The organism is Burkholderia sp. M6-3 (assembly GCF_050858985.1).
Lineage (GTDB): Bacteria > Pseudomonadota > Gammaproteobacteria > Burkholderiales > Burkholderiaceae > Paraburkholderia > Paraburkholderia caledonica.
The window spans coordinates 488,074-506,627 of record NZ_CP110090.1; the positions used below are offsets into that span (position 1 = coordinate 488,074).

General features: G+C 63.5%; 16 protein-coding genes. 7 read left to right on the forward strand and 9 right to left on the reverse strand.

Annotation, left to right across the window (positions count from 1 at the left end):
• Nucleotides 1–5: 5 nt before the first annotated feature.
• The 4 genes from secD to queA form a co-directional block, all read right to left on the reverse strand.
• The gene (gene secD / locus OH764_RS02170) at nucleotides 6–2,066 is read right to left on the reverse strand and encodes a protein translocase subunit SecD (RefSeq protein WP_087750842.1); all 2,061 of its coding nucleotides are present in this window, start codon (nucleotides 2,064–2,066) and stop codon (nucleotides 6–8) included.
• A 117-nt stretch (nucleotides 2,067–2,183) separates the two neighbouring features.
• Complete coding sequence (gene yajC / locus OH764_RS02175) at nucleotides 2,184–2,513, reverse strand: preprotein translocase subunit YajC (RefSeq protein WP_020069679.1); 330 nt, start codon at nucleotides 2,511–2,513, stop codon at nucleotides 2,184–2,186.
• 198 nt (nucleotides 2,514–2,711) lie between these two features.
• Entirely contained in the window at nucleotides 2,712–3,902 is a 1,191-nt protein-coding gene (gene tgt, locus OH764_RS02180; protein WP_498847872.1) for a tRNA guanosine(34) transglycosylase Tgt, read from the reverse strand.
• Between the two features lie 103 nt (nucleotides 3,903–4,005).
• The gene (gene queA / locus OH764_RS02185; RefSeq protein WP_498847873.1) at nucleotides 4,006–5,073 is read right to left on the reverse strand and encodes an S-adenosylmethionine:tRNA ribosyltransferase-isomerase; all 1,068 of its coding nucleotides are present in this window, start codon (nucleotides 5,071–5,073) and stop codon (nucleotides 4,006–4,008) included.
• 167 nt (nucleotides 5,074–5,240) lie between these two features.
• Between queA and recG the strand changes: the two genes are divergently transcribed.
• The 7 genes from recG to ubiA all read left to right on the forward strand — a co-directional run bounded on the left by recG (nucleotide 5,241) and on the right by ubiA (nucleotide 12,750).
• Entirely contained in the window at nucleotides 5,241–7,619 is a 2,379-nt protein-coding gene (gene recG / locus OH764_RS02190; RefSeq protein ID WP_498847874.1) for an ATP-dependent DNA helicase RecG, read from the forward strand.
• Nucleotides 7,620–7,767: 148 nt separating this feature from the next.
• Nucleotides 7,768–8,727 (forward strand): LysR substrate-binding domain-containing protein, encoded by a 960-nt coding sequence (locus OH764_RS02195; RefSeq protein ID WP_498847875.1) that lies wholly within the window; start codon nucleotides 7,768–7,770, stop codon nucleotides 8,725–8,727.
• A gap of 195 nt (nucleotides 8,728–8,922) precedes the next feature.
• Complete coding sequence (locus OH764_RS02200) at nucleotides 8,923–9,060, forward strand: hypothetical protein (RefSeq protein WP_498847876.1); 138 nt, start codon at nucleotides 8,923–8,925, stop codon at nucleotides 9,058–9,060.
• 82 nt (nucleotides 9,061–9,142) lie between these two features.
• Nucleotides 9,143–10,597 (forward strand): catalase, encoded by a 1,455-nt coding sequence (locus OH764_RS02205; protein ID WP_498847877.1) that lies wholly within the window; start codon nucleotides 9,143–9,145, stop codon nucleotides 10,595–10,597.
• 78 nt (nucleotides 10,598–10,675) lie between these two features.
• Nucleotides 10,676–10,837 (forward strand): hypothetical protein, encoded by a 162-nt coding sequence (locus tag OH764_RS02210; RefSeq protein ID WP_498847878.1) that lies wholly within the window; start codon nucleotides 10,676–10,678, stop codon nucleotides 10,835–10,837.
• 266 nt (nucleotides 10,838–11,103) lie between these two features.
• A complete protein-coding gene (locus OH764_RS02215) occupies nucleotides 11,104–11,592 on the forward strand; it encodes a Dps family protein (protein WP_006047907.1) in 489 nt (162 codons plus the stop codon).
• Nucleotides 11,593–11,886: 294 nt separating this feature from the next.
• The gene (ubiA, locus tag OH764_RS02220; protein WP_498847879.1) at nucleotides 11,887–12,750 is read left to right on the forward strand and encodes a UbiA prenyltransferase family protein; all 864 of its coding nucleotides are present in this window, start codon (nucleotides 11,887–11,889) and stop codon (nucleotides 12,748–12,750) included.
• A 145-nt stretch (nucleotides 12,751–12,895) separates the two neighbouring features.
• Here the strand turns inward: ubiA and proC are convergent, their stop codons facing one another.
• The 5 genes from proC to OH764_RS02245 form a co-directional block, all read right to left on the reverse strand.
• Nucleotides 12,896–13,711 (reverse strand): pyrroline-5-carboxylate reductase, encoded by an 816-nt coding sequence (gene proC / locus OH764_RS02225; RefSeq protein ID WP_498847880.1) that lies wholly within the window; start codon nucleotides 13,709–13,711, stop codon nucleotides 12,896–12,898.
• A gap of 84 nt (nucleotides 13,712–13,795) precedes the next feature.
• A complete protein-coding gene (locus tag OH764_RS02230) occupies nucleotides 13,796–14,494 on the reverse strand; it encodes a pyridoxal phosphate-binding protein (protein ID WP_498847881.1) in 699 nt (232 codons plus the stop codon).
• Between the two features lie 36 nt (nucleotides 14,495–14,530).
• Nucleotides 14,531–15,757: a glycolate oxidase iron-sulfur subunit gene (gene glcF, locus OH764_RS02235; protein WP_498847882.1), complete on the reverse strand. Its 1,227-nt coding sequence runs from the start codon at nucleotides 15,755–15,757 to the stop codon at nucleotides 14,531–14,533.
• 7 nt (nucleotides 15,758–15,764) lie between these two features.
• Nucleotides 15,765–16,853, reverse strand: a complete 1,089-nt coding sequence (gene glcE / locus OH764_RS02240) for a glycolate oxidase subunit GlcE (RefSeq protein WP_498847883.1) — start codon at nucleotides 16,851–16,853, stop codon at nucleotides 15,765–15,767.
• A 136-nt stretch (nucleotides 16,854–16,989) separates the two neighbouring features.
• On the reverse strand, nucleotides 16,990–18,483 hold the full coding sequence (locus tag OH764_RS02245) for an FAD-binding oxidoreductase (RefSeq protein WP_498847884.1): 1,494 nt from the start codon (nucleotides 18,481–18,483) through the stop codon (nucleotides 16,990–16,992).
• Nucleotides 18,484–18,554: the final 71 nt, after the last annotated feature.

The window sequence follows — 18,554 nt, forward strand, 5'->3', positions numbered from 1 at the left end:
GGGACTCAGCGGGATGAACCCGGTTTCTGCGGCGTGTTTGGCGTGCCCTGTGCATTGCGGCGGCGTACGGTCGGCTTGCCCGCGCGCGACTGCGCGGCAGCGGCCGGCGCCTTTGGCTTCACGGCGGCGGCCGATGCGGCACGCATGGCCTGCGCCGTGTCGGTAGCTGCGTCGTCGGTGCCGAGGTAAGCCGCGGAGCCCGCAGGCGCCGTTTCCGGACGCCACACCTGGCCGATTGCCAGCGACTTCAGCTTCTTCTTGCCGCCGTACCAAAGGTTGACGATGCCGCGCGAGAAGAACACTGCCGAAAACATCGACGTCAGAATGCCGATACAGTGAACGATCGCGAAACCGCGCACCGGGCCCGAGCCGAACGCGAGCAGCGCGATACCGGCGATCAGCGTGGTGACGTTCGAGTCGAGAATCGTCGCCCATGCATGCGCGTAGCCGTTCTGGATGGCCAGTTGCGGCGGCGCGCCGTTGCGCAGTTCTTCACGCACGCGTTCGTTGATCAGCACGTTGGCGTCGATCGCCATACCGAGCGCGAGCGCGATTGCAGCGATGCCGGGCAACGTGAGCGTGGCCTGCAGCATCGACAACACTGCGATCAGCAGCAACAGATTCACGGACAGGCCGATCATCGAGATCACGCCGAACAGCATGTAGTACGCGATCATGAAGACGGCGATCGCCGCGAAGCCCCACACGACCGAGTGGAAGCCCTTCTTGATGTTGTCGGCACCAAGGCTCGGGCCGATCGTGCGTTCTTCGATAATGTCCATCGGCGCGGCGAGCGAACCGGCGCGCAGCAGCAGCGCGAGGTCGGCGGCGCCTTGCGGCGTGGCCTGTCCGGTGATCTGGAAGCGATCGCCCAGTTCCGACTGGATGGTCGCGACCGTCAGCACTTCGCCCTTGCCCTTTTCGAACAGCACCATTGCCATCGGCTTGCCGATGTTGTCGCGCGACACGCTGCGCACCGCGCGGCCGCCGGCCGAGTCGAGGCGAATGTTGACGGACGGACGCTGATGTTCGTCGAAGCCCGCCGACGCGTCGATAATGCGGTCGCCGGTGAAAATGATCTGCTTCTTGAGCAGCACCGGCGTCTGGTTGCCGTGCGTGAACAGCTCGTCGCCCGGCGGCACCGGGTCGGACGGATTCGGATGCGTGTTGACCGGATCGGCGAGGCGCGCTTCGAGCGTTGCCGTGCGGCCGATGATGTCCTTCGCCTTCGCCGTGTCCTGCACGCCCGGCAGTTCGACCACGATGCGGTCGGCGCCCTGTTGCTGGATCACCGGCTCGGCCACGCCGAGTTCGTTCACGCGGTTATGCAACGTGGTGATGTTCTGCTTGAGCGCGGCGTCCTGCACGGCGCGTTGCACAGCCGGCGTGAAGGTGCCGACGAGCTGCACGGAGCCGTCAGTGCCGTTCTGCGACGTCCACTGGAGTTCGCTGATACTGCGGCTCAGTTGCTTCGCTGCGTTGTCCGCCGTGGCCTGGTCGGCGAAATTGATCACCACCGTCTGGTTGACGCGGTTCACGCCGCCGTCGCGAATGTTGTTGTCGCGCAGGAGCGTGCGCGCGTCCGACGCGTCGGAGTCGAGCTTCTTGTTCAGCGCGCCCGCCATGTCGACCTGCAGCAGGAAGTGCACACCGCCGCGCAAGTCGAGACCGAGGTACATGGGCAGCGCGTGCAATGCGGTCAGCCAGCGCGGCGACGCACTTTGCAAGTTGAGCGCCACGATGAACTGCGGGTCGGTGGGGTCGCTGTTCAGCGACTTCTGCAGCAGATCTTTCACGCGCAATTGCGTGTCGGTGTCCGGCAGGCGCACGCGAATGTTTGCGTTGGCCGACGTGTTGTCGAACGTGACGTCGTCTGCTTTGATCTGATTGGCTGCGAGCGCGGCTTCGACTGCCGACAGCGTGGTCGAGTCGAGCTTGACCGTTGCCTTGCCGCTCGACACCTGCACCGCCGGCGCTTCGCCGAACAGGTTGGGCAGCGTGTACACGAGGCCGATGACGAGAGCCACCAGCATCACGGCATATTTCCAGAGGGGGTAACGATTCATGAGTAGTCCAACGGAAGGTTGGCTTGAAAGCGATGCGCCCGGCGATGAGCGCGGGCGATCCGGCGTCTGCTTGCCTGATCGCCGGCGAGGCCGCGCCGGACGCGAGAGAGCAGGCCTTTACAGCGACTTGATCGTGCCCTTCGGGAGAATCGTCGTGACCGACGCTTTTTGCACGGTGATTTCCGTGCCTTCCGAAATTTCGACGCCGACGTAAGCCTCGCCCACCTTGGTCACCTTGCCGACGATGCCGCCGTTCGTCACAACTTCGTCGCCCTTGGCCATGGCGGCGAGCATGTTGCGATGTTCTTTCTGGCGCTTCATTTGCGGGCGAATCATGATGAAGTACAGCACGCCGAACATCAGGATCAGCGGCAGGAAGCTCATCAAGTTCGATTCGATGCCACCTGCGGCTGTGCCTTGGGCGAAGGCATTGGAAATGAACGACACGTTGGTCTCTCCGTTATAGATCAATTCAATCAAAAAAATCAGCCGGTTATTCTACCACCGGCATTGCGCGCGTCGGCGCGGCGATTCGGCTTTGGGATCAATCGTTTAAAGCCGTTTATCGCCGTCCGCGAAAGTAGATTGTAAGGTTTTCCGCAAGCATCTGACGGATTCTTCCGCCGAATCCGACGAACCAGGCGGTCATGGCGCCTCGTCGATGCCGCGCGCGCGGTTCTCGTGAAAGCGCTTGCGGAACGGTTCGAACATTTTCGCGTCGATGGCGTCGCGCATTTCCTGCATCAGTTCGAGGTAGTAGTGCAGGTTGTGAATGGTATTCAGTTGCGCGCCGAGAATTTCCCCCACGCGATGCAGATGGTGCAGGTAGCCGCGAGTGAAATTTCGGCACGTGTAACAACCGCATTGCTCGTCGAGCGGACGGAGCGAATTCTTGTGCGTGGCGTTGCGGATCTTGACGTCACCGAAGCGTGTGAAGAGCCAGCCGTTACGCGCGTTGCGGGTAGGCATCACGCAATCGAACATATCGACGCCTGCAGCCACGCCGGCCACCAGGTCTTCGGGCGTGCCGACGCCCATCAGATAGTGCGGCTTGTCGGCCGGCAGCTTCGGGCCGATGTGATTCAGCACGCGCATCATGTCTTCTTTCGGCTCGCCGACCGACAAGCCGCCGATCGCGAGGCCGTGGAAGTCTTTCTCCGCGAGACCCGCGAGCGACTCGTCGCGCAGGTCCTCGAACATGCCGCCCTGGACGATACCGAAGAGCGCGTTCGGATTGCCGAGCCGCTGGAATTCGCCGATCGAGCGCTGCGCCCAGCGCATCGACATGCGCATGGAGTCGGCCGCTTCCTTGTGCGAGGTCGGCACGTTGTTCGTTGCATAGGGCGTGCATTCGTCGAACTGCATGACGATGTCCGAGTTCAGCACCTTCTGGATCTGCATCGACACTTCCGGCGACAGAAACAGCTTGTCGCCGTTGATCGGCGACGCGAAGGTGACGCCGTCTTCGGTGATCTTGCGCAGGTCGCCGAGCGAAAACACCTGGAAGCCGCCGGAGTCGGTCAGGATCGGCTTTTTCCAGCCCATGAAACCGTGCAGGCCGCCGTGTGCGCCGATCGTTTCGAGCCCCGGGCGCAGCCAGAGGTGAAACGTATTGCCGAGGATGATCTGCGCGTGCATTTCCTCGAGTTCGCGCGGCTGGACGGCTTTCACGGTGCCATAAGTGCCGACGGGCATGAAGATCGGCGTTTCGACGACGCCGTGATTCAGCGTGACGCGGCCGCGGCGCGCCTGGCCGTCAGTGCCGAGCAATTCAAAGTGGAGGCCGTTGGCGGGGCGCTCGGTGGTTGTCTGTTGCGAGTGGTGACCGGAGGTCATTGAGGTAACTCCATGGGCAACCGGAAAACAGTCCGGCGCAAACAATGAAACGCCGCCGAAGATGTTCGGCGGCTGAGGAAACTGCAAACCCGTGGACGGCGCGTCAGACGGCTCGGTCGTCGCGCCGCGTCAACAGCATCGCGTCGCCGTAACTGAAAAAGCGGTAACGCTCCTCGATCGCATGGCGATACGCGGCGCGAATCGTCTCGACGCCCGCGAATGCCGACACCAGCATCAGCAGCGTCGACTTTGGCAAATGAAAGTTCGTCACGAGCCGGTCGACGACGCGAAACCGGTAACCCGGCGTGATAAAAATGTCTGTCTCGGTGCTCGCCGCAGCAAGCGGGCGACCGGCCGCTTCGGCGTCGCGCGCGGCGGCTTCGAGTGCGCGCATGGACGTCGTGCCCACTGCTATCACGCGGTTGCCGCGCGCCTTCGTCGCCGCGATTTTGTCGGCTAGAGACTGCGGCAAGTGATACCACTCGCTGTGCATCTTGTGCTCGGCCAGGTTCTCGACGCGCACCGGCTGGAACGTACCGGCGCCGACGTGCAGCGTCAGTGTGGCCCGCTCAACGCCAGCGGCGTCGAGCCGCGCGAGGAGCGCGTCGTCGAAATGAAGGCCCGCCGTGGGCGCCGCGACCGCGCCGGGATTTTGCGCGAACACGGTCTGATAGCGGGTTTCGTCCGTCGAGTCGGGGTCGTGCTCGATGTACGGCGGCAGCGGCAAACGCCCGAACTGCTCGATCAGCGTCAGGCAGTCGTCGGGGAAATGCAGCGTGTAGAACGGCTCGACGCGCTCGCCGACGGTCACGTCGAACGCATCGGCGAGACGGATCGTCGTGCCCTCCTGCGGGCTCTTGCTCGCGCGGATCTGCGCGAGCGCCGTGCGCTCGCCGGTGAGGCGCTCGACCAGAACTTCGATCTTTCCGCCACTGGCCTTCTGGCCGAGGAAGCGCGCCTTCAGGACTTTGGTATCGTTGAAGACCAGCAGGTCGCCGGCCGAAACGCATTCGGGCAGTTCGGCGAAGCGGCGGTCGACGAGACGCGTGGCGCCGTCGGCATGGGCCGCGTTGTCCACCTGAAGCAGCCGACTGGCGCTGCGCTCGGGTAGTGCGACTTGCGCGATCAGCTCGGGCGGCAGATCGAAATCGAAATCGGAAAGCTTGAACATGCGAACGACTGGAAGCGAATGGAGACTGAATTGAGCCGAAGGCCGAGCCGGGCGGCTATGATTGCGGGGCGCCGCAGCGTGCCGCGAGCCCGCGCTTGCGCGCCAGCCAGATAGCGACGCGCCCTTCGATACTTTTGACAGCCGATATTGTACTTGCGAAGCAGCCCATGCCTTTGTCCGACCGCCGATTGCCCTCCGCTACCGATGAAGTGAGCGCCGAACCGGCAGCCCCGGTTGCGCGACGCGGCACGTCGGCGGACGCAAGCGGGCAGGCCGACGGCACGGCGCAACCCAGGCGGACGGCGCGCGCTGTGAAGCGAGCGGACCAGACATCTGATGAAGCGCCTGATGAAGCGTCCCGGCGCACATCGCAGCAGGCGCGTCAGCAAACACCAGAGGGAATGACCGCCCCCGCACTGCAGGCGGCGGCCGGAAAAGCGAGCGCGTCGGCGAAATCGGCGGCGAAGTCATCGGCGAAAGCGTCCGCTAAACCCGTCGACAAGCTCGCCAAACTCGGTCTCACGCGTGACATCGACTTGGTGCTGCATCTGCCGATGCGCTACGAAGACGAAACTTCGTTGACGCCAATTGGCCACCTGCTGCCAGGCGGCATTGCGCAGACCGAGGGAGTCGTGTTCGACAACGAGATCGCCTATCGTCCGCGTCGGCAGTTGCTCGTCAAATTGCGCGACGACGCGGGCGACGAACTCGTGCTGCGTTTTCTGAACTTCTACGGTTCGCAGGTCAAGCAGATGGCGATCGGTGCGCGGCTGCGAGTGCGCGGCGACGTGCGCGGCGGCTTCTTCGGCATGGAGATGGTGCATCCGGCGGTGCGTGTGGTCGACGAAGACACACCGCTGCCGCAAGCGCTCACGCCGGTCTATCCCAGTACAGCCGGCGTGACGCAGGCGTATTTGCGCAAGTCGATCGACAACGCGCTGTCGCGCACGTCTTTGCCGGAACTGCTGCCCGAGGCCGTCGCGCGGCAATGGTTGCAGCCGCTCGGCGTGCCCTCGCTGATGGACGCGGTGCGCACGTTGCATCATCCCGGCGCGCAGTCCGATGAAACCGCGTTGATCGACGGCACACATCCGGCATGGGTGCGCATCAAATTCGAGGAATTGCTTGCGCAGCAGATGTCGCTCAAGCGCGCGCACGAAGAGCGCCGCACGCGCTCGGCGCCTGCCATGCCGCGCCGGAAGCTGGGCGACGAATCCGCATTGGTCGCGCGTCTGCTTGAGGCGTTGCCGTTTTCGCTGACCCGCGCGCAGGAGCGAGTTGGCGGCGAGATCGCTCTCGACCTGACGCAGCCGCATCCCATGCAGCGGCTCTTGCAAGGCGACGTCGGCAGCGGCAAGACAATTGTCGCCGCGCTGGCCGCCGCGCAGGCTATCGACGCCGGTTATCAGGCCGCGCTGATGGCGCCGACCGAAATCCTCGCCGAACAGCACGCGCGCAAGTTGCGCGGCTGGCTGGAGCCGCTCGGCGTGAACGTCGCGTGGCTCGCCGGCAGCCTGAAGGCCAAGGAAAAACGCGCCGCGATCGAAGCCGCGGCGCTCGGCACTGCCCAGCTCGTGATCGGAACGCACGCGATCATTCAGGACGCTGTGGAGTTCGCGCGTCTCGGGCTCGTGATCGTCGACGAACAGCACCGTTTCGGCGTCGCGCAGCGGCTGGCGTTGCGCGCAAAAGCGAAGAACGCCGCCGACGGCGCGCGCGATTTTCAGCCGCATCAACTGATGATGTCCGCCACGCCGATTCCACGCACGCTCGCGATGACCTACTACGCGGACCTGGACGTATCGACCATCGACGAATTGCCGCCCGGGCGCACGCCGATCCTGACCAAGCTCGTGTCCGACGCGCGCCGAGAAGAGGTGATCGGCCGGGTGCGCGAGGCCGCGCTGACCGGGCGTCAGGTCTACTGGGTCTGTCCGCTGATCGAGGAAAGCGAAACGCTGCAACTGCAGACCGCGGTCGAGACCTACGAAACGCTGGTCGCAGCGCTGCCTGAACTGAACGTCGGACTCGTGCACGGGCGGCTGGCACCGGCTGAAAAAGCGGCTGTCATGGACGCCTTTACGCGCAACGAAGTGCAGTTGCTGGTCGCGACGACGGTGATCGAAGTGGGCGTCGACGTGCCCAATGCGTCGCTGATGGTGATCGAGCACGCCGAGCGCTTCGGCCTCGCACAGTTGCACCAGTTGCGCGGGCGTGTCGGGCGGGGCAGCGCGGCGTCGGTGTGCGTGCTGCTGTACACCGGACCGTTGTCCATGACGGCGCGCGCGCGCCTGCAGACCATGCGCGAAACGACGGACGGCTTTGAAATCGCGCGTCGGGACCTGGAAATTCGTGGCCCGGGCGAGTTCCTCGGCGCGCGCCAATCCGGCGCGGCGATGCTCCGCTTTGCCGATCTGCAGAACGATCAATGGCTGATCGAGCCCGCGCGCGAAGCGGCTGCGGCGTTGCTGGAGACGTATCCGGATGTCGTCACGCAGCATCTGGCGCGCTGGCTGGGGGCTCGTGAGCAGTATCTGAAGGCATGACCGGGCGCACCGACCGTCGGCCTTCGCCTGGGGGGCGCACCCGTGGCGCGTTTCGCGGATATTGAAAGCCCGCGTACCGGGTTGGCGAACCGACCCTATGGGTGTATAACTGAAACCTATCGAATCCACTGCACTGATTGGTCCCCCAATGACGCTCACCGAATTGAAGTACATCGTTGCCGTTGCCCGCGAACGGCACTTCGGCCGGGCCGCCGAAGCGTGTTTCGTCAGCCAGCCGACCTTGTCGGTGGCCATCAAGAAGCTCGAAGACGAGCTCAACGTACAGATTTTCGAGCGCGGTACGAGTGAAGTGAGCGTCACGCCGATCGGCGAGCAGATCGTCACGCAAGCTCAGCGGGTGCTGGAACAGACGCTCGCCATCAAGGAAATCGCGAAGCAGGGCAAAGATCCGCTCGTCGGGCCGCTGCGCCTCGGCGTGATCTACACGATCGGACCGTACCTGCTGCCCACGCTCGTCAAGCAGATGATCAAGCGCGTTCCGCAAATGCCGCTGATGCTGCAGGAAAACTACACGCTAAAGCTGATCGAACTGCTCAAGCAGGGCGAGATCGACGTTGCAATCATGGCGCTGCCGTTCCCCGAAACCGGACTGATGCTGCGCCCGCTCTACGACGAGCCGTTCGTCGTCGCGCTGCCGTCGGGTCACGCGTGGGAAAACCGTCAGAAGATCGACGCGGACGATCTCAAGCAGGAAACCATGCTGCTGCTCGGCAGCGGCCATTGCTTCCGCGATCACGTGCTGGGTGTCTGTCCCGAACTGATGCGTTTCTCGCAGAACGCCGACGGCATCCAGAAAACGTTCGAAGGATCGTCGCTCGAAACAATTCGCCACATGGTCGCAAGCGGCGTGGGCATCACCGTGTTGCCGCGCATGTCCGTGCACGAGGTGAAGCCGTACGCGGGCGGCATCGACTCGGGGCTGCTTTCCTATGTCCCGTTCGGCGAGCCGGTGCCCGATCGCCGCGTCGTGCTGGCGTGGCGCAAGAGCTTTACGCGGATGCCCGCCATCGACGCGATTTGCGACGCAATCAGCGCCTGCGACCTGCCGGGCGTCAGAAAGCTGGATTTGCCGGTCGCCGTGAACTGAACGGCGGCAAGGCGCACGGGCGCTGACGGCTTCTCGCCGCGGCGCCCGTTTCGCTTGGCGGCGGCGCGCCAATCTGCGCTAGGGTGCGCCAGGGTGCGCCTATTGGATAGATTAAATTTATAAAACACGCAATTCCAATAGCATTGATATAGTGTCCTCCATGGATCGCAAGATCCCCAAGGCCCGGAGGACACTATGACTCAATCAGACTCGCCGCAAACTCAGACATTCGCCACCGACCCAGCCGGCGCCAATACCGGTTTTGCCGCCGCCATGCTCGGTATGCGCGCGGTCGCGCTTTCTCTCCTCGTCGATCGCGCTCTGTCGGCCTGATTGTTCACATAAGCCTTCGGCATTGCTTTGCCGCGCTTCTCCCCGCATTCCTTTTCCAACGAAAACCATCCAGGAGTTCCGCATGTCAGAACAGAAGCTCACCAATGCCGCCGGCGCGCCCGTCGCCGATAACCAGAATTCGATGACAGCCGGCGTGCGCGGCCCGGTCGTCCTGCAAGACGTCTGGCTGATCGAAAAACTCGCTCACTTCGACCGCGAAGTGATTCCCGAGCGCCGCGTTCATGCAAAGGGCTCGGGCGCGTTCGGCACGCTGAAGGTAACTCACGATATTTCGCGCTACACGAAGGCCAAAGTGTTCGCCGAAGTGGGCAAGGAAACGCCGTTGTTCATGCGGTTTTCGACGGTCGCGGGCGAACGCGGCGCGGCGGATGCTGAACGCGACGTGCGCGGCTTCTCGATCAAGTTCTACACCGAAGAAGGCAACTGGGACGTGGTGGGCAACAACACGCCGGTGTTCTTCATTCGCGATCCGTTGAAGTTTCCGGACTTCATCCACACGCAAAAGCGTGACCCGTACACCAACCTGCGCAGCAACATCGCCGCGTGGGATTTCTGGACGCGTCATCCGGAGTCGATGCATCAGGTCACGATCCTGATGAGCGACCGCGGCATTCCGAAAAACTACCGTCAGATGCACGGTTTCGGTTCGCACACGTACTCGTTCATCAACGCGAACAACGAGCGCTTCTGGGTGAAGTTCCACTTCAAGTCGCAGCAAGGCATTGAAAATCTCACCGATGGCGAAGCCTCGCAAGTCGTCGCGCAAGACCGTGAAAGTGCGCAGCGCGATCTGGTGGGCAACATCGACGCGGGCAACTTCCCCAAATGGCGCTTTGCGATCCAGGTCATGCCGGAGGCGGAAGCCGCAGCGTATCGCTTCAACCCGTTCGACATCACGAAGGTGTGGTCGCAGAAAGACTATCCGCTGATCGACGTTGGCACGATCGAATTGAACCGCAACGCGGCCAACTATTTCTCGGATGTGGAGCAGGCAGCGTTCACGCCGGCCAATGTGGTGCCCGGCATTGGTTTCTCGCCAGACCGGCTGTTGCAGGGGCGTCTCTTCTCATACGGCGACACGCAGCGCTATCGTCTCGGCATCAATCACCACCAGATTCCGGTGAATGCGTCGCGCGTGCCGAACCCGCATTCGTTCCATCGCGACGGGGCAATGCGTACGGACGGCAACCTCGGCGGCAACGTGAACTACGAGCCGAACCGCTTCGGCGACTTCGCGCAGGACACCAATGCATTGGAGCCCGCACTCGCAGCAGGTGCGGTCGATCGCTACGATCATCGCGCGGACGACGACTATTACACGCAGCCGGGCATGCTGTTTGCGCTCCTTGACGCGGCGCAACGCGAGCGGTTGTTCGGCAACATTGCGCGGCACATCAACGGCGTACCGCAAGACATCGTTGCGCGCGCGGTTGAGCATTTCCGTCGTATCGATCCCGCTTATGCCGAAGGCGTGATCGCTGCGATGGCAGAACTCGCGGAAGGCGGCAAGAAGTAACCAGGCAGCACGAGCGGGACGCGTAGGCGTCCCGCGAAGGGTGAACGGAGTAAACGGCGCTAACCGAGGAGCACGCTGATGATCGAGATGATGAAAGCCACTGCGGGCAAATCACGGGTTGCTCACCGCGCGCAGCTGCACTACGCGCTGGGATTGCGCAGAGCCGTGGGTTTCGCGATCGTGACGAGCGGACTCGCGGTTATCGCGGCGCAGGTGCTGCAGCATGCAGTGGGAGGGTAAGCGGGCAATGGCAGGCAGCGACATGCAACAGCGGGCCCGTGTAGGCGCGTAGCAGCGTGTGATGGCGCGCCGGGCAGGCCACCGTTGCGAGCCGCGCAGAACACCGCGCGCCCGCTAGCGCGCGCCGTAGTGACCACGCGTCACACGAGTCCAGCACCTTTCTACGATAAACTGTCGAGCGCCCGCTCTACCGGCTTCGTCGTCAGTCAATCCATAGCACGCCGTTACTTTGCCACCGGTTCGTATCACTCTTCAAAGGAGTCATCATGGCCAAAAAAGAAGCTGTACAACACGTCAATATCGGAATCAGCGACAAGGACCGCAAGAAGATTGCGGAAGGTCTGTCGCGTTTGCTCGCTGACACCTATACGCTGTACCTGAAGACCCACAACTTCCACTGGAACGTGACGGGTCCGATGTTCAACACGCTGCATCTGATGTTCGAAACGCAATACAACGAACTGGCACTCGCCGTCGATTCGATCGCTGAACGGATTCGCGCGCTTGGCGTGCATGCGCCGGGCAGCTACAAGGATTTCGCGAAGTTGTCGTCCATTCCCGAAGCGGACGGCGTGCCGGCTGCAGAGGAAATGATCCGCCAGCTGGTGGAAGGTCAGGAAGCCGTGGTACGCACCGCGCGCGCAATTTTTCCGTCGACGGAAGCCGCGAACGACGAGCCGACCGCCGACCTGCTGACGCAGCGTATGCAGACGCACGAAAAGACCGCGTGGATGTTGCGCTCGATGCTGGCCTGATCTCGCGCTGCGGTCGTTCTTTTGCCGGTCCATCGCCGGCCGGGGCAGGATCCGATTCCGGTTCCCGGAACGGAAATCGGCCGGCACAGGCGAAAACGTCCAGACGCGCTCCGATACAGCCGGATATATCAAAGCCTCCCCTCGCGGGAGGTTTTGTTTTTTGCGGCGCGGCTTTCGCAATCGCTGTCGCGGCATGAGCGTTCAAGGTGCGGGCCGCACGACGCTCGGCGCGGGCTGCATCCCGTAAAATGGCGGCACAGTTTCCGCATTCCGCCCGCTTTTACAGAGTCCGCCATGTTTGCCCGACTTCCGCTCTATCTGCGCCTTGTGCGTATGGACAAGCCTATCGGCAGTCTGCTGCTGTTGTGGCCGACGCTCAACGCGCTGTGGATCGCGTCCGACGGTCATCCGTCGTGGCCGCTTCTCGTCATCTTCACGGTAGGCACCGTGCTAATGCGCTCCGCAGGATGTGCGATCAACGACTACGCCGATCGCGATTTCGACCGCTACGTGAAGCGCACTGAGAATCGTCCGATCACGTCAGGCAAGGTCAAGGCATGGGAAGCGGTGGCGCTCGCCGCCGGTTTGTCCTTGCTGGCTTTTCTGCTGATTCTGCCGCTCAATGCGTTGACGAAAGAGTTGTCGGTGGCCGCGCTGTTCGTTGCCGGCTCATATCCGTTCACCAAGCGTTTCTTCGCGATTCCGCAGGCGTACCTGGGTATCGCATTCGGATTCGGCATTCCGATGGCGTTCGCGGCCGTGCAGAACCACGTGCCGATGCTCGCCTGGGTCATGCTGCTCGCGAACGTGTTCTGGTCGGTCGCTTACGACACCGAATATGCAATGGTCGATCGCGACGACGACATCAAAATCGGCATCCGTACTTCGGCGCTCACTTTTGGCCGCTTCGACGTGGCCGCGATCATGCTCTGCTATGCGGTGACGCTTGGAATCTACGTCGGCATCGGCGTGATACTGGGTTTCGGCGTTCTGTACTGGTTAGGCTGGGTTGCTGCGGCGGGCTGCGCGGTCTATCACTACACGCTCATTCGCAACCGTGAGCGGATGGCCTGCTTCGCGGCGTTCCGGCACAACAACTGGCTGGGCGGCGCGTTGTTCGTGGGCATTGCCGCGCATTATGCGGTGGCCTCGTTCTGACTTTTGGCGAGGGCTGCCCATTTGCCGCATGACTCTTTTCGCTGAACGCGGAGCGGGTTGACCCGACTCCGCGTCGCACGGCTTATTCCATTGCAGCAGGTAGTAAGCCGATAGACCGTAACTGGCGAACCGGCGATAGCCGCGCTTATTGCTTACCGAACTCGTCGCCCATTTCTTTCGCGCGAGCATCGGCGGCGAGCGCCCCGCGAATGATTGCTTCCTTCACGCCGCTTGCGTCAAACGAGGCAAGCGCTGCCGCAGTCGTGCCGCCCTTCGACGTCACGCGTTCGCGCAACAGGCTCGGCGGCTCGTCCGAATTGGCTGCAAGTTGCGCGGCTCCCGTGAAGGTCGCCACGGCGAGCGCGCGGCCTTGCGCTTCATTCATGCCGAGCTGACGCGCGGCTTCCTGCAGCGCTTCGATGAAATAGAACACGTAGGCCGGGCCGCTTCCCGAAATGGCGGTGACGGCGTCGATTTTCGCTTCGTCGTCGAACCATACCGTCTCACCCACGGCGCCTAGCACCTGCGATGCAAGCGCGCGGCCCGCTTCGTCGACACTTGCCGTTGCGGCCAATCCGGCGACGCCCATGCCAATCAACGCCGGCGTATTCGGCATGACGCGCACGATCCGCGTATGGCCGTTCAGCCAGCGTGACATGTCGTCCATGCGGATGCCGGCGACAATGCTGATTGCCAGTTGCGACGCCTTGAGATGCGGCGCGAGCGATTGCGCAACGCTCTTCAGGATTTGCGGCTTCACCGCGAGCACGACGGCGTCATACGCAGCGAGCGCCGCGTCGGCGGCGGCGCCGGTTTTGATACCGAACTGTTCTTCGTTACGCTTGCGCGCGCCGTCGTTAGGGTCGATCGCATAGAGATCGGCGGGCGCGACGCCACGCTTGATAAGGCCGCCGATCAACGCCGCAGCCATGTTGCCGCCGCCGATAAAAGCAATTTTCATGATGTTCCGGAAGGTTTGATTGAACGTATGAGTTCGCGCTTACAACTGAGCTTGCAACCGTAGTTGAAACCGCCCTTGCAACCGCTAGTTCGAGTAATCGCGCGCGCCGAAAATGGCAGTGCCCACGCGCACGATGGTCGCGCCTTCGAGTACCGCGGCCTCCAGGTCGCCCGACATGCCGATCGAGAGCGTGTCGAGCGCGAGACCGTCGTCGCGCAGACGCTCGAACAGCTCGCGCAACCGGCGATGCGGCACGCGCTGTTCGTCGATGCTGCCGACCGGTTCGGGAATCGCCATCAGGCCGCGCAACTTCAGCTTGGGCAGCGTGGCGATTTGCCGGGCGACTTCGGCGGCTTCCTCGACGCTCACGCCGCTTTTCGAGCTCTCGCCGCTAATGTTGACCTGCAGGCAGACGTTCAGCGCCGGTAGATTATCGGGCCGCTGTTCGGAAAGCCGCTGTGCGATCTTGAGGCGATCGACCGAATGCACCCAGTCGAACTGCTCGGCCACCGGACGGGTCTTGTTCGATTGCAACGGCCCGATGAAATGCCATTCGAGCGAGCCGCGCAAATCGGCGAGCGCTTCGATCTTCGTGAGCGCTTCCTGCACGTAGTTTTCACCGAACGCGCGTTGACCGGCGGTGTGCGCCGCGCGCACGTCTTCAGCGGGGAAAGTTTTCGAGACCGCGAGAAGCGCGATGGAACGCGCGTCGCGCCCGGCCACGTGTGCGGCCATTGCGATGCGCTGCTTCACCGCTTCGAGGTTATGAATCAGATCGGGCATGGAACGAACGGGAACGGACGGAAGTCGATGCCCCGATTATACGGACAGCATGTGCTCCACCAATTCGATCCAGTGCGCGACCGGCGTGGACGTGCCGCTCTGCAGGTGAGAAATACAGCCCACATTCGCGGACACGATCATTTGCGGCTCCTGCGCGTGCAGCCGCTCGAGCTTCTGATCCCGCAACGCATACGAGAGCCTCGGCTGCGTGAGCGAGTAAGTGCCGGCCGAGCCGCAGCAAAGGTGGTTGTCGGCGGGCAGGCGCACTTCCACGCCGAGTCGCGTCAACAGATGTTCCACTGTGCCGCGCACCTGCTGTCCGTGCTGCAACGTGCAGGGCGGATGAAAAGCGACCGTGTGGATCGCGCGGCGGCGCGTGATCGACGCGAGTTGTTCCTCGAAGTCCGGCAGGATCTCGGCAATGTCGCGTGTCAATTCGACGATGCGGCGCGCTTTCTCCGCATAGGCCGGGTCATGGCGCAACAGGTGCGCGTATTCCTTGACGGTCGCGCCGCAGCCCGACGCGTTCATCACGATCGCTTCGACGCCCTGTTCGACATACGGCCACCATGCGTCGATGTTGGCGCGCATGTCGACGAGCGCTTCGTCGTTGTAGCCGAGATGCAGGCGCACGGCACCGCAACAGCCCGCGTCGGGCGCGACGAGCGTTTGCACGCCGAGCGCATCGAGCACGCGCGCGGTGGCGACGTTGACGTTGGGCATCATCGACGGTTGCACGCAGCCCGCGAGCATCAGCATCTTGCGCGTGTGCGTTGCGGTCGGCCACTCGAGCGGACGCTGCCGCGCGGGCACCTTGTCGCGCAGTTTTCGCGGCAGCAGCGCCCGGAAATGCTGGCCGAGACGCATGGCCGGCGTGAATAGCGCGCTGTTCGGCACGAAGCTCGCGAGGAAGCGGCGCGTGAGACGCTGGCCGAGCGGGCGTGTCACCTTTTTCTCGGTGATCTTGCGGCCAATTTCTACCAGCTTGCCATACTGAACGCCGGACGGGCAGGTCGATTCGCAATTGCGGCAAGTGAGGCAGCGGTCGAGGTGAACCTGCGTGCTACGCGTGACTTCGGCGCCTTCCACCATCTGCTTGATCAGATAGATGCGGCCGCGCGGGCCGTCGAGTTCGTCGCCGAGCAGTTGATAGGTGGGGCACGTGGCCGTGCAGAAGCCGCAGTGAACGCAATTGCGCAGGATAGCGTCGGCTTCGTCGCCGTCGGGCGTGTTGCGAATGAAGTCCGCGAGATTAGTTTGCATCGCGCGCTCAGAAGTCGGGGTAGAGACGGCCGTGATTGAAGATGCGGGCCGGGTCGAAAGCGGTTTTCAGGCCGCGATGGATTTTCATCAGCGGCGCGGGCAGCGGTGTGAACACCCCGGCTCCGCGGTCATAGCCGTGGCCAGTGCGGAAGATGGTCGCGTGACCGCCGGCTTGCTTGGCGCTGATGCGCACGGTTTGCGCGTCGGTGTCCGTGATCCACCAGCGCTGCGCGCCGCCCCATTCCATTAATTGAGCACCGGGCAATTGAAGCGGCTCGGTGATGGACGGCAGCGCGAGCCGCCACAGCGCGGCTTTCGGCGGAATTGCGGCGAAAAACGTGTCGGTCTGCTCGCGCAGGCCTGCCCAGAAGCGCTCTGCCTCGACCGCATCGACAACCTCGCCGCCCAGCGACGCACGCGCCGACTTGACCGCGCTCTCTGCGCCCGCGAGACGTACCGCGAGCGTGCCGTGACGCCACGCGCTCGCGGTGATCGGCAATGGGCGGCCGCCCCATTCGTTGAGCTTACGGACAGCGTCGGTGCCGTTTACGTCGAACTTGAGCGTGGCTTCGGCCTGCGGTTGCGGCAGCACCTTCACCGAGAGTTCGAGGATGAGCCCCAGCGTGCCGAGCGAGCCCGCCATCAAGCGCGAGACGTCGTAGCCAGCGACGTTTTTCACCACCTGGCCGCCGAAATGCAGCGCTTGTCCGTGGCCGTTCATGATGACCGCACCTAGTACGAAGTCGCGCGCCGCACCGGCCGACGGACGGCGCGGGCCGGCGATGCCCGCAGCGATGCAGCCGCCGAAGGTGGCTTGCGGTCCGAAGTGCGGCGGCTCGAAGGCGAGCATCTGATGGTGTTCGGCCAGCGCCGCCTCGATTTCGAGCAGCGGCGTGCCGGCGCGCGCGGTGATGACCAACTCCGCCGGGTCGTAAGCGATGATGCCGCGATAAGCGCGCGTGTCGAGGATCTCGCCTTCCAGCGTCTGACCGTAAAAGTCTTTCGTACCGCCGCCGCGAACGCGCAACGCGCGGCCTGCGGCGCTGGCGGAACGCACGCGTTCCGACCACATGGCGACGATGTCGTCCTCTTCCATGATGCCCTGCTTCGTTATGTTTCGATCGATTGTACCGGGCGGGGGCTCGCTGACAACCCGGAGCGGACCCGCATCGGGTAATCAGGGTGGAATGGCGGCATAGCCCGCCGCGGCGGGCTATGCGTATTGCCTGGCGCTAGAAGCGCGGCAGTTCCGGATGTGGCAACAGACCACCGCGCACATGCATCTTGCCGTACTCGGCGCACCGCGCTCGCGTGGGGATACCCTTGTCCGGGTTCAGCAGACCGGGCGGATCGAACGCACGTTTGACCGCGTGAAATGCATCCCGCTCTTCCGGCGAGAATTGCACGCACATCGAGTTGATCTTCTCGATGCCGACGCCGTGCTCGCCCGTCACTGTGCCGCCCAATTCGACGCACGCTTCGAGGATGTCGCAGCCGAATGCCTCGGCTCTGTGCCATTCATCCTGGTCGTTGCCATTAAAGAGGATCAGCGGATGCATGTTGCCGTCGCCCGCATGAAAGACGTTGATGCAGCGCAGCGCGTACTTCTTCTCCATTTCCTCGATGCGGGAAAGCAGCGGTCCGATACTGCGGCGCGGCACGGTTCCGTCCATGCAGTAGTAGTCCGGCGAAATCCGGCCCGCAGCTGGAAACGCATTTTTGCGGCCGGACCAGAAGCGCAGCCGCTCGCCTTCCGTGCGCGAAATCTGAATACGCGTTGCGCCGTGCTCGCGCAGCACTGCGGTCATACGGACGATTTCGTCGGCGACTTCTTCGGGCGTACCGTCGGATTCACACAGCAAGATTGCCGCCGCGTCGAGATCGTAGCCCGCGTGGACGAATTCCTCGACCGCGCGCGTGGCCGGCTTGTCCATCATCTCGAGGCCGGCCGGAATGATGCCCGCGGCAACGATGCCGGCGACCGCATCGCCGCCTTTTACGACGTCGTCGAAACTGGCCATGATGACCTGCGCCGTTTGCGGTTTTGGGATCAGCTTGACGGTGACCTCGGTGACGATCGCGAACATGCCTTCGCTGCCGATCAGCACCGCAAGCAGATCGAGGCCGGGCGCGTCGGGCGCGAGCGAGCCGAACTCGACGATTTCGCCTTCCATTGTCACGGCGCGCACGCGCAGCACGTTGTGCACGGTGAGGCCGTACTTGAGGCAATGCACGCCGCCCGAGTTCTCCGACACGTTGCCGCCGATCGTGCAGGCGATCTGCGACGACGGGTCCGGCGCATAGTACAAACCGTAAGGCGCGGCGGCTTCGGAAATCGACAGATTGCGCACGCCCGGTTGCACCGTGGCGGTTCGCGCGTACGAGTCCACCTCGATGATCTTCCTGAAGCGTGCGAGCGATACCACCACGCCGTGGCGAATCGGCATTGCACCGCCGGACAGGCCCGTGCCCGCGCCACGCGGCACGATCGGCACCCCGAGACGATGGCAGATCTGCACGATGCGCTGCACTTGCGACTCCGTTTCCGGCAACGCGACGGCGAGCGGTAGACGGCGATAGGCGGCGAGGCCGTCGCAGTCGTACGCGACGGTATCTTCGTCGCGATATAGCAGACAGTGGTTCGGCAACACCGCCATCAGCGCCTGCACGACTTCGCGCTGGCGCTGGGCGAGAACCTCTGCTGACAGTTCGGCGGGTGCATTCATGTGAGTCGTCTCCTCCTGTTTTCACCCAGCGCTATCCGGCGCTTGCGTGGCGGCCCGTTTGCGGCCGCCGC

Bases quoted from the DNA above. Each gene is read 5' to 3' on its own strand.
- secD (WP_087750842.1), bottom strand. From the start codon at position 2,066: ATGAATCGTTACCCCCTCTGGAAATATGCCGTGATGCTGGTGGCTCTC.
- tgt (WP_498847872.1), bottom strand. From the start codon at position 3,902: ATGACCTCCGGTCACCACTCGCAACAGACAACCACCGAGCGCCCCGCC.
- queA (WP_498847873.1), bottom strand. From the start codon at position 5,073: ATGTTCAAGCTTTCCGATTTCGATTTCGATCTGCCGCCCGAGCTGATC.
- recG (WP_498847874.1), top strand. From the start codon at position 5,241: ATGCCTTTGTCCGACCGCCGATTGCCCTCCGCTACCGATGAAGTGAGC.
- OH764_RS02195 (WP_498847875.1), top strand. From the start codon at position 7,768: ATGACGCTCACCGAATTGAAGTACATCGTTGCCGTTGCCCGCGAACGG.
- OH764_RS02200 (WP_498847876.1), top strand. From the start codon at position 8,923: ATGACTCAATCAGACTCGCCGCAAACTCAGACATTCGCCACCGACCCA.
- OH764_RS02205 (WP_498847877.1), top strand. From the start codon at position 9,143: ATGTCAGAACAGAAGCTCACCAATGCCGCCGGCGCGCCCGTCGCCGAT.
- OH764_RS02210 (WP_498847878.1), top strand. From the start codon at position 10,676: ATGATCGAGATGATGAAAGCCACTGCGGGCAAATCACGGGTTGCTCAC.
- OH764_RS02215 (WP_006047907.1), top strand. From the start codon at position 11,104: ATGGCCAAAAAAGAAGCTGTACAACACGTCAATATCGGAATCAGCGAC.
- ubiA (WP_498847879.1), top strand. From the start codon at position 11,887: ATGTTTGCCCGACTTCCGCTCTATCTGCGCCTTGTGCGTATGGACAAG.
- proC (WP_498847880.1), bottom strand. From the start codon at position 13,711: ATGAAAATTGCTTTTATCGGCGGCGGCAACATGGCTGCGGCGTTGATC.
- OH764_RS02230 (WP_498847881.1), bottom strand. From the start codon at position 14,494: ATGCCCGATCTGATTCATAACCTCGAAGCGGTGAAGCAGCGCATCGCA.
- glcF (WP_498847882.1), bottom strand. From the start codon at position 15,757: ATGCAAACTAATCTCGCGGACTTCATTCGCAACACGCCCGACGGCGAC.
- glcE (WP_498847883.1), bottom strand. From the start codon at position 16,853: ATGGAAGAGGACGACATCGTCGCCATGTGGTCGGAACGCGTGCGTTCC.
- OH764_RS02245 (WP_498847884.1), bottom strand. From the start codon at position 18,483: ATGAATGCACCCGCCGAACTGTCAGCAGAGGTTCTCGCCCAGCGCCAG.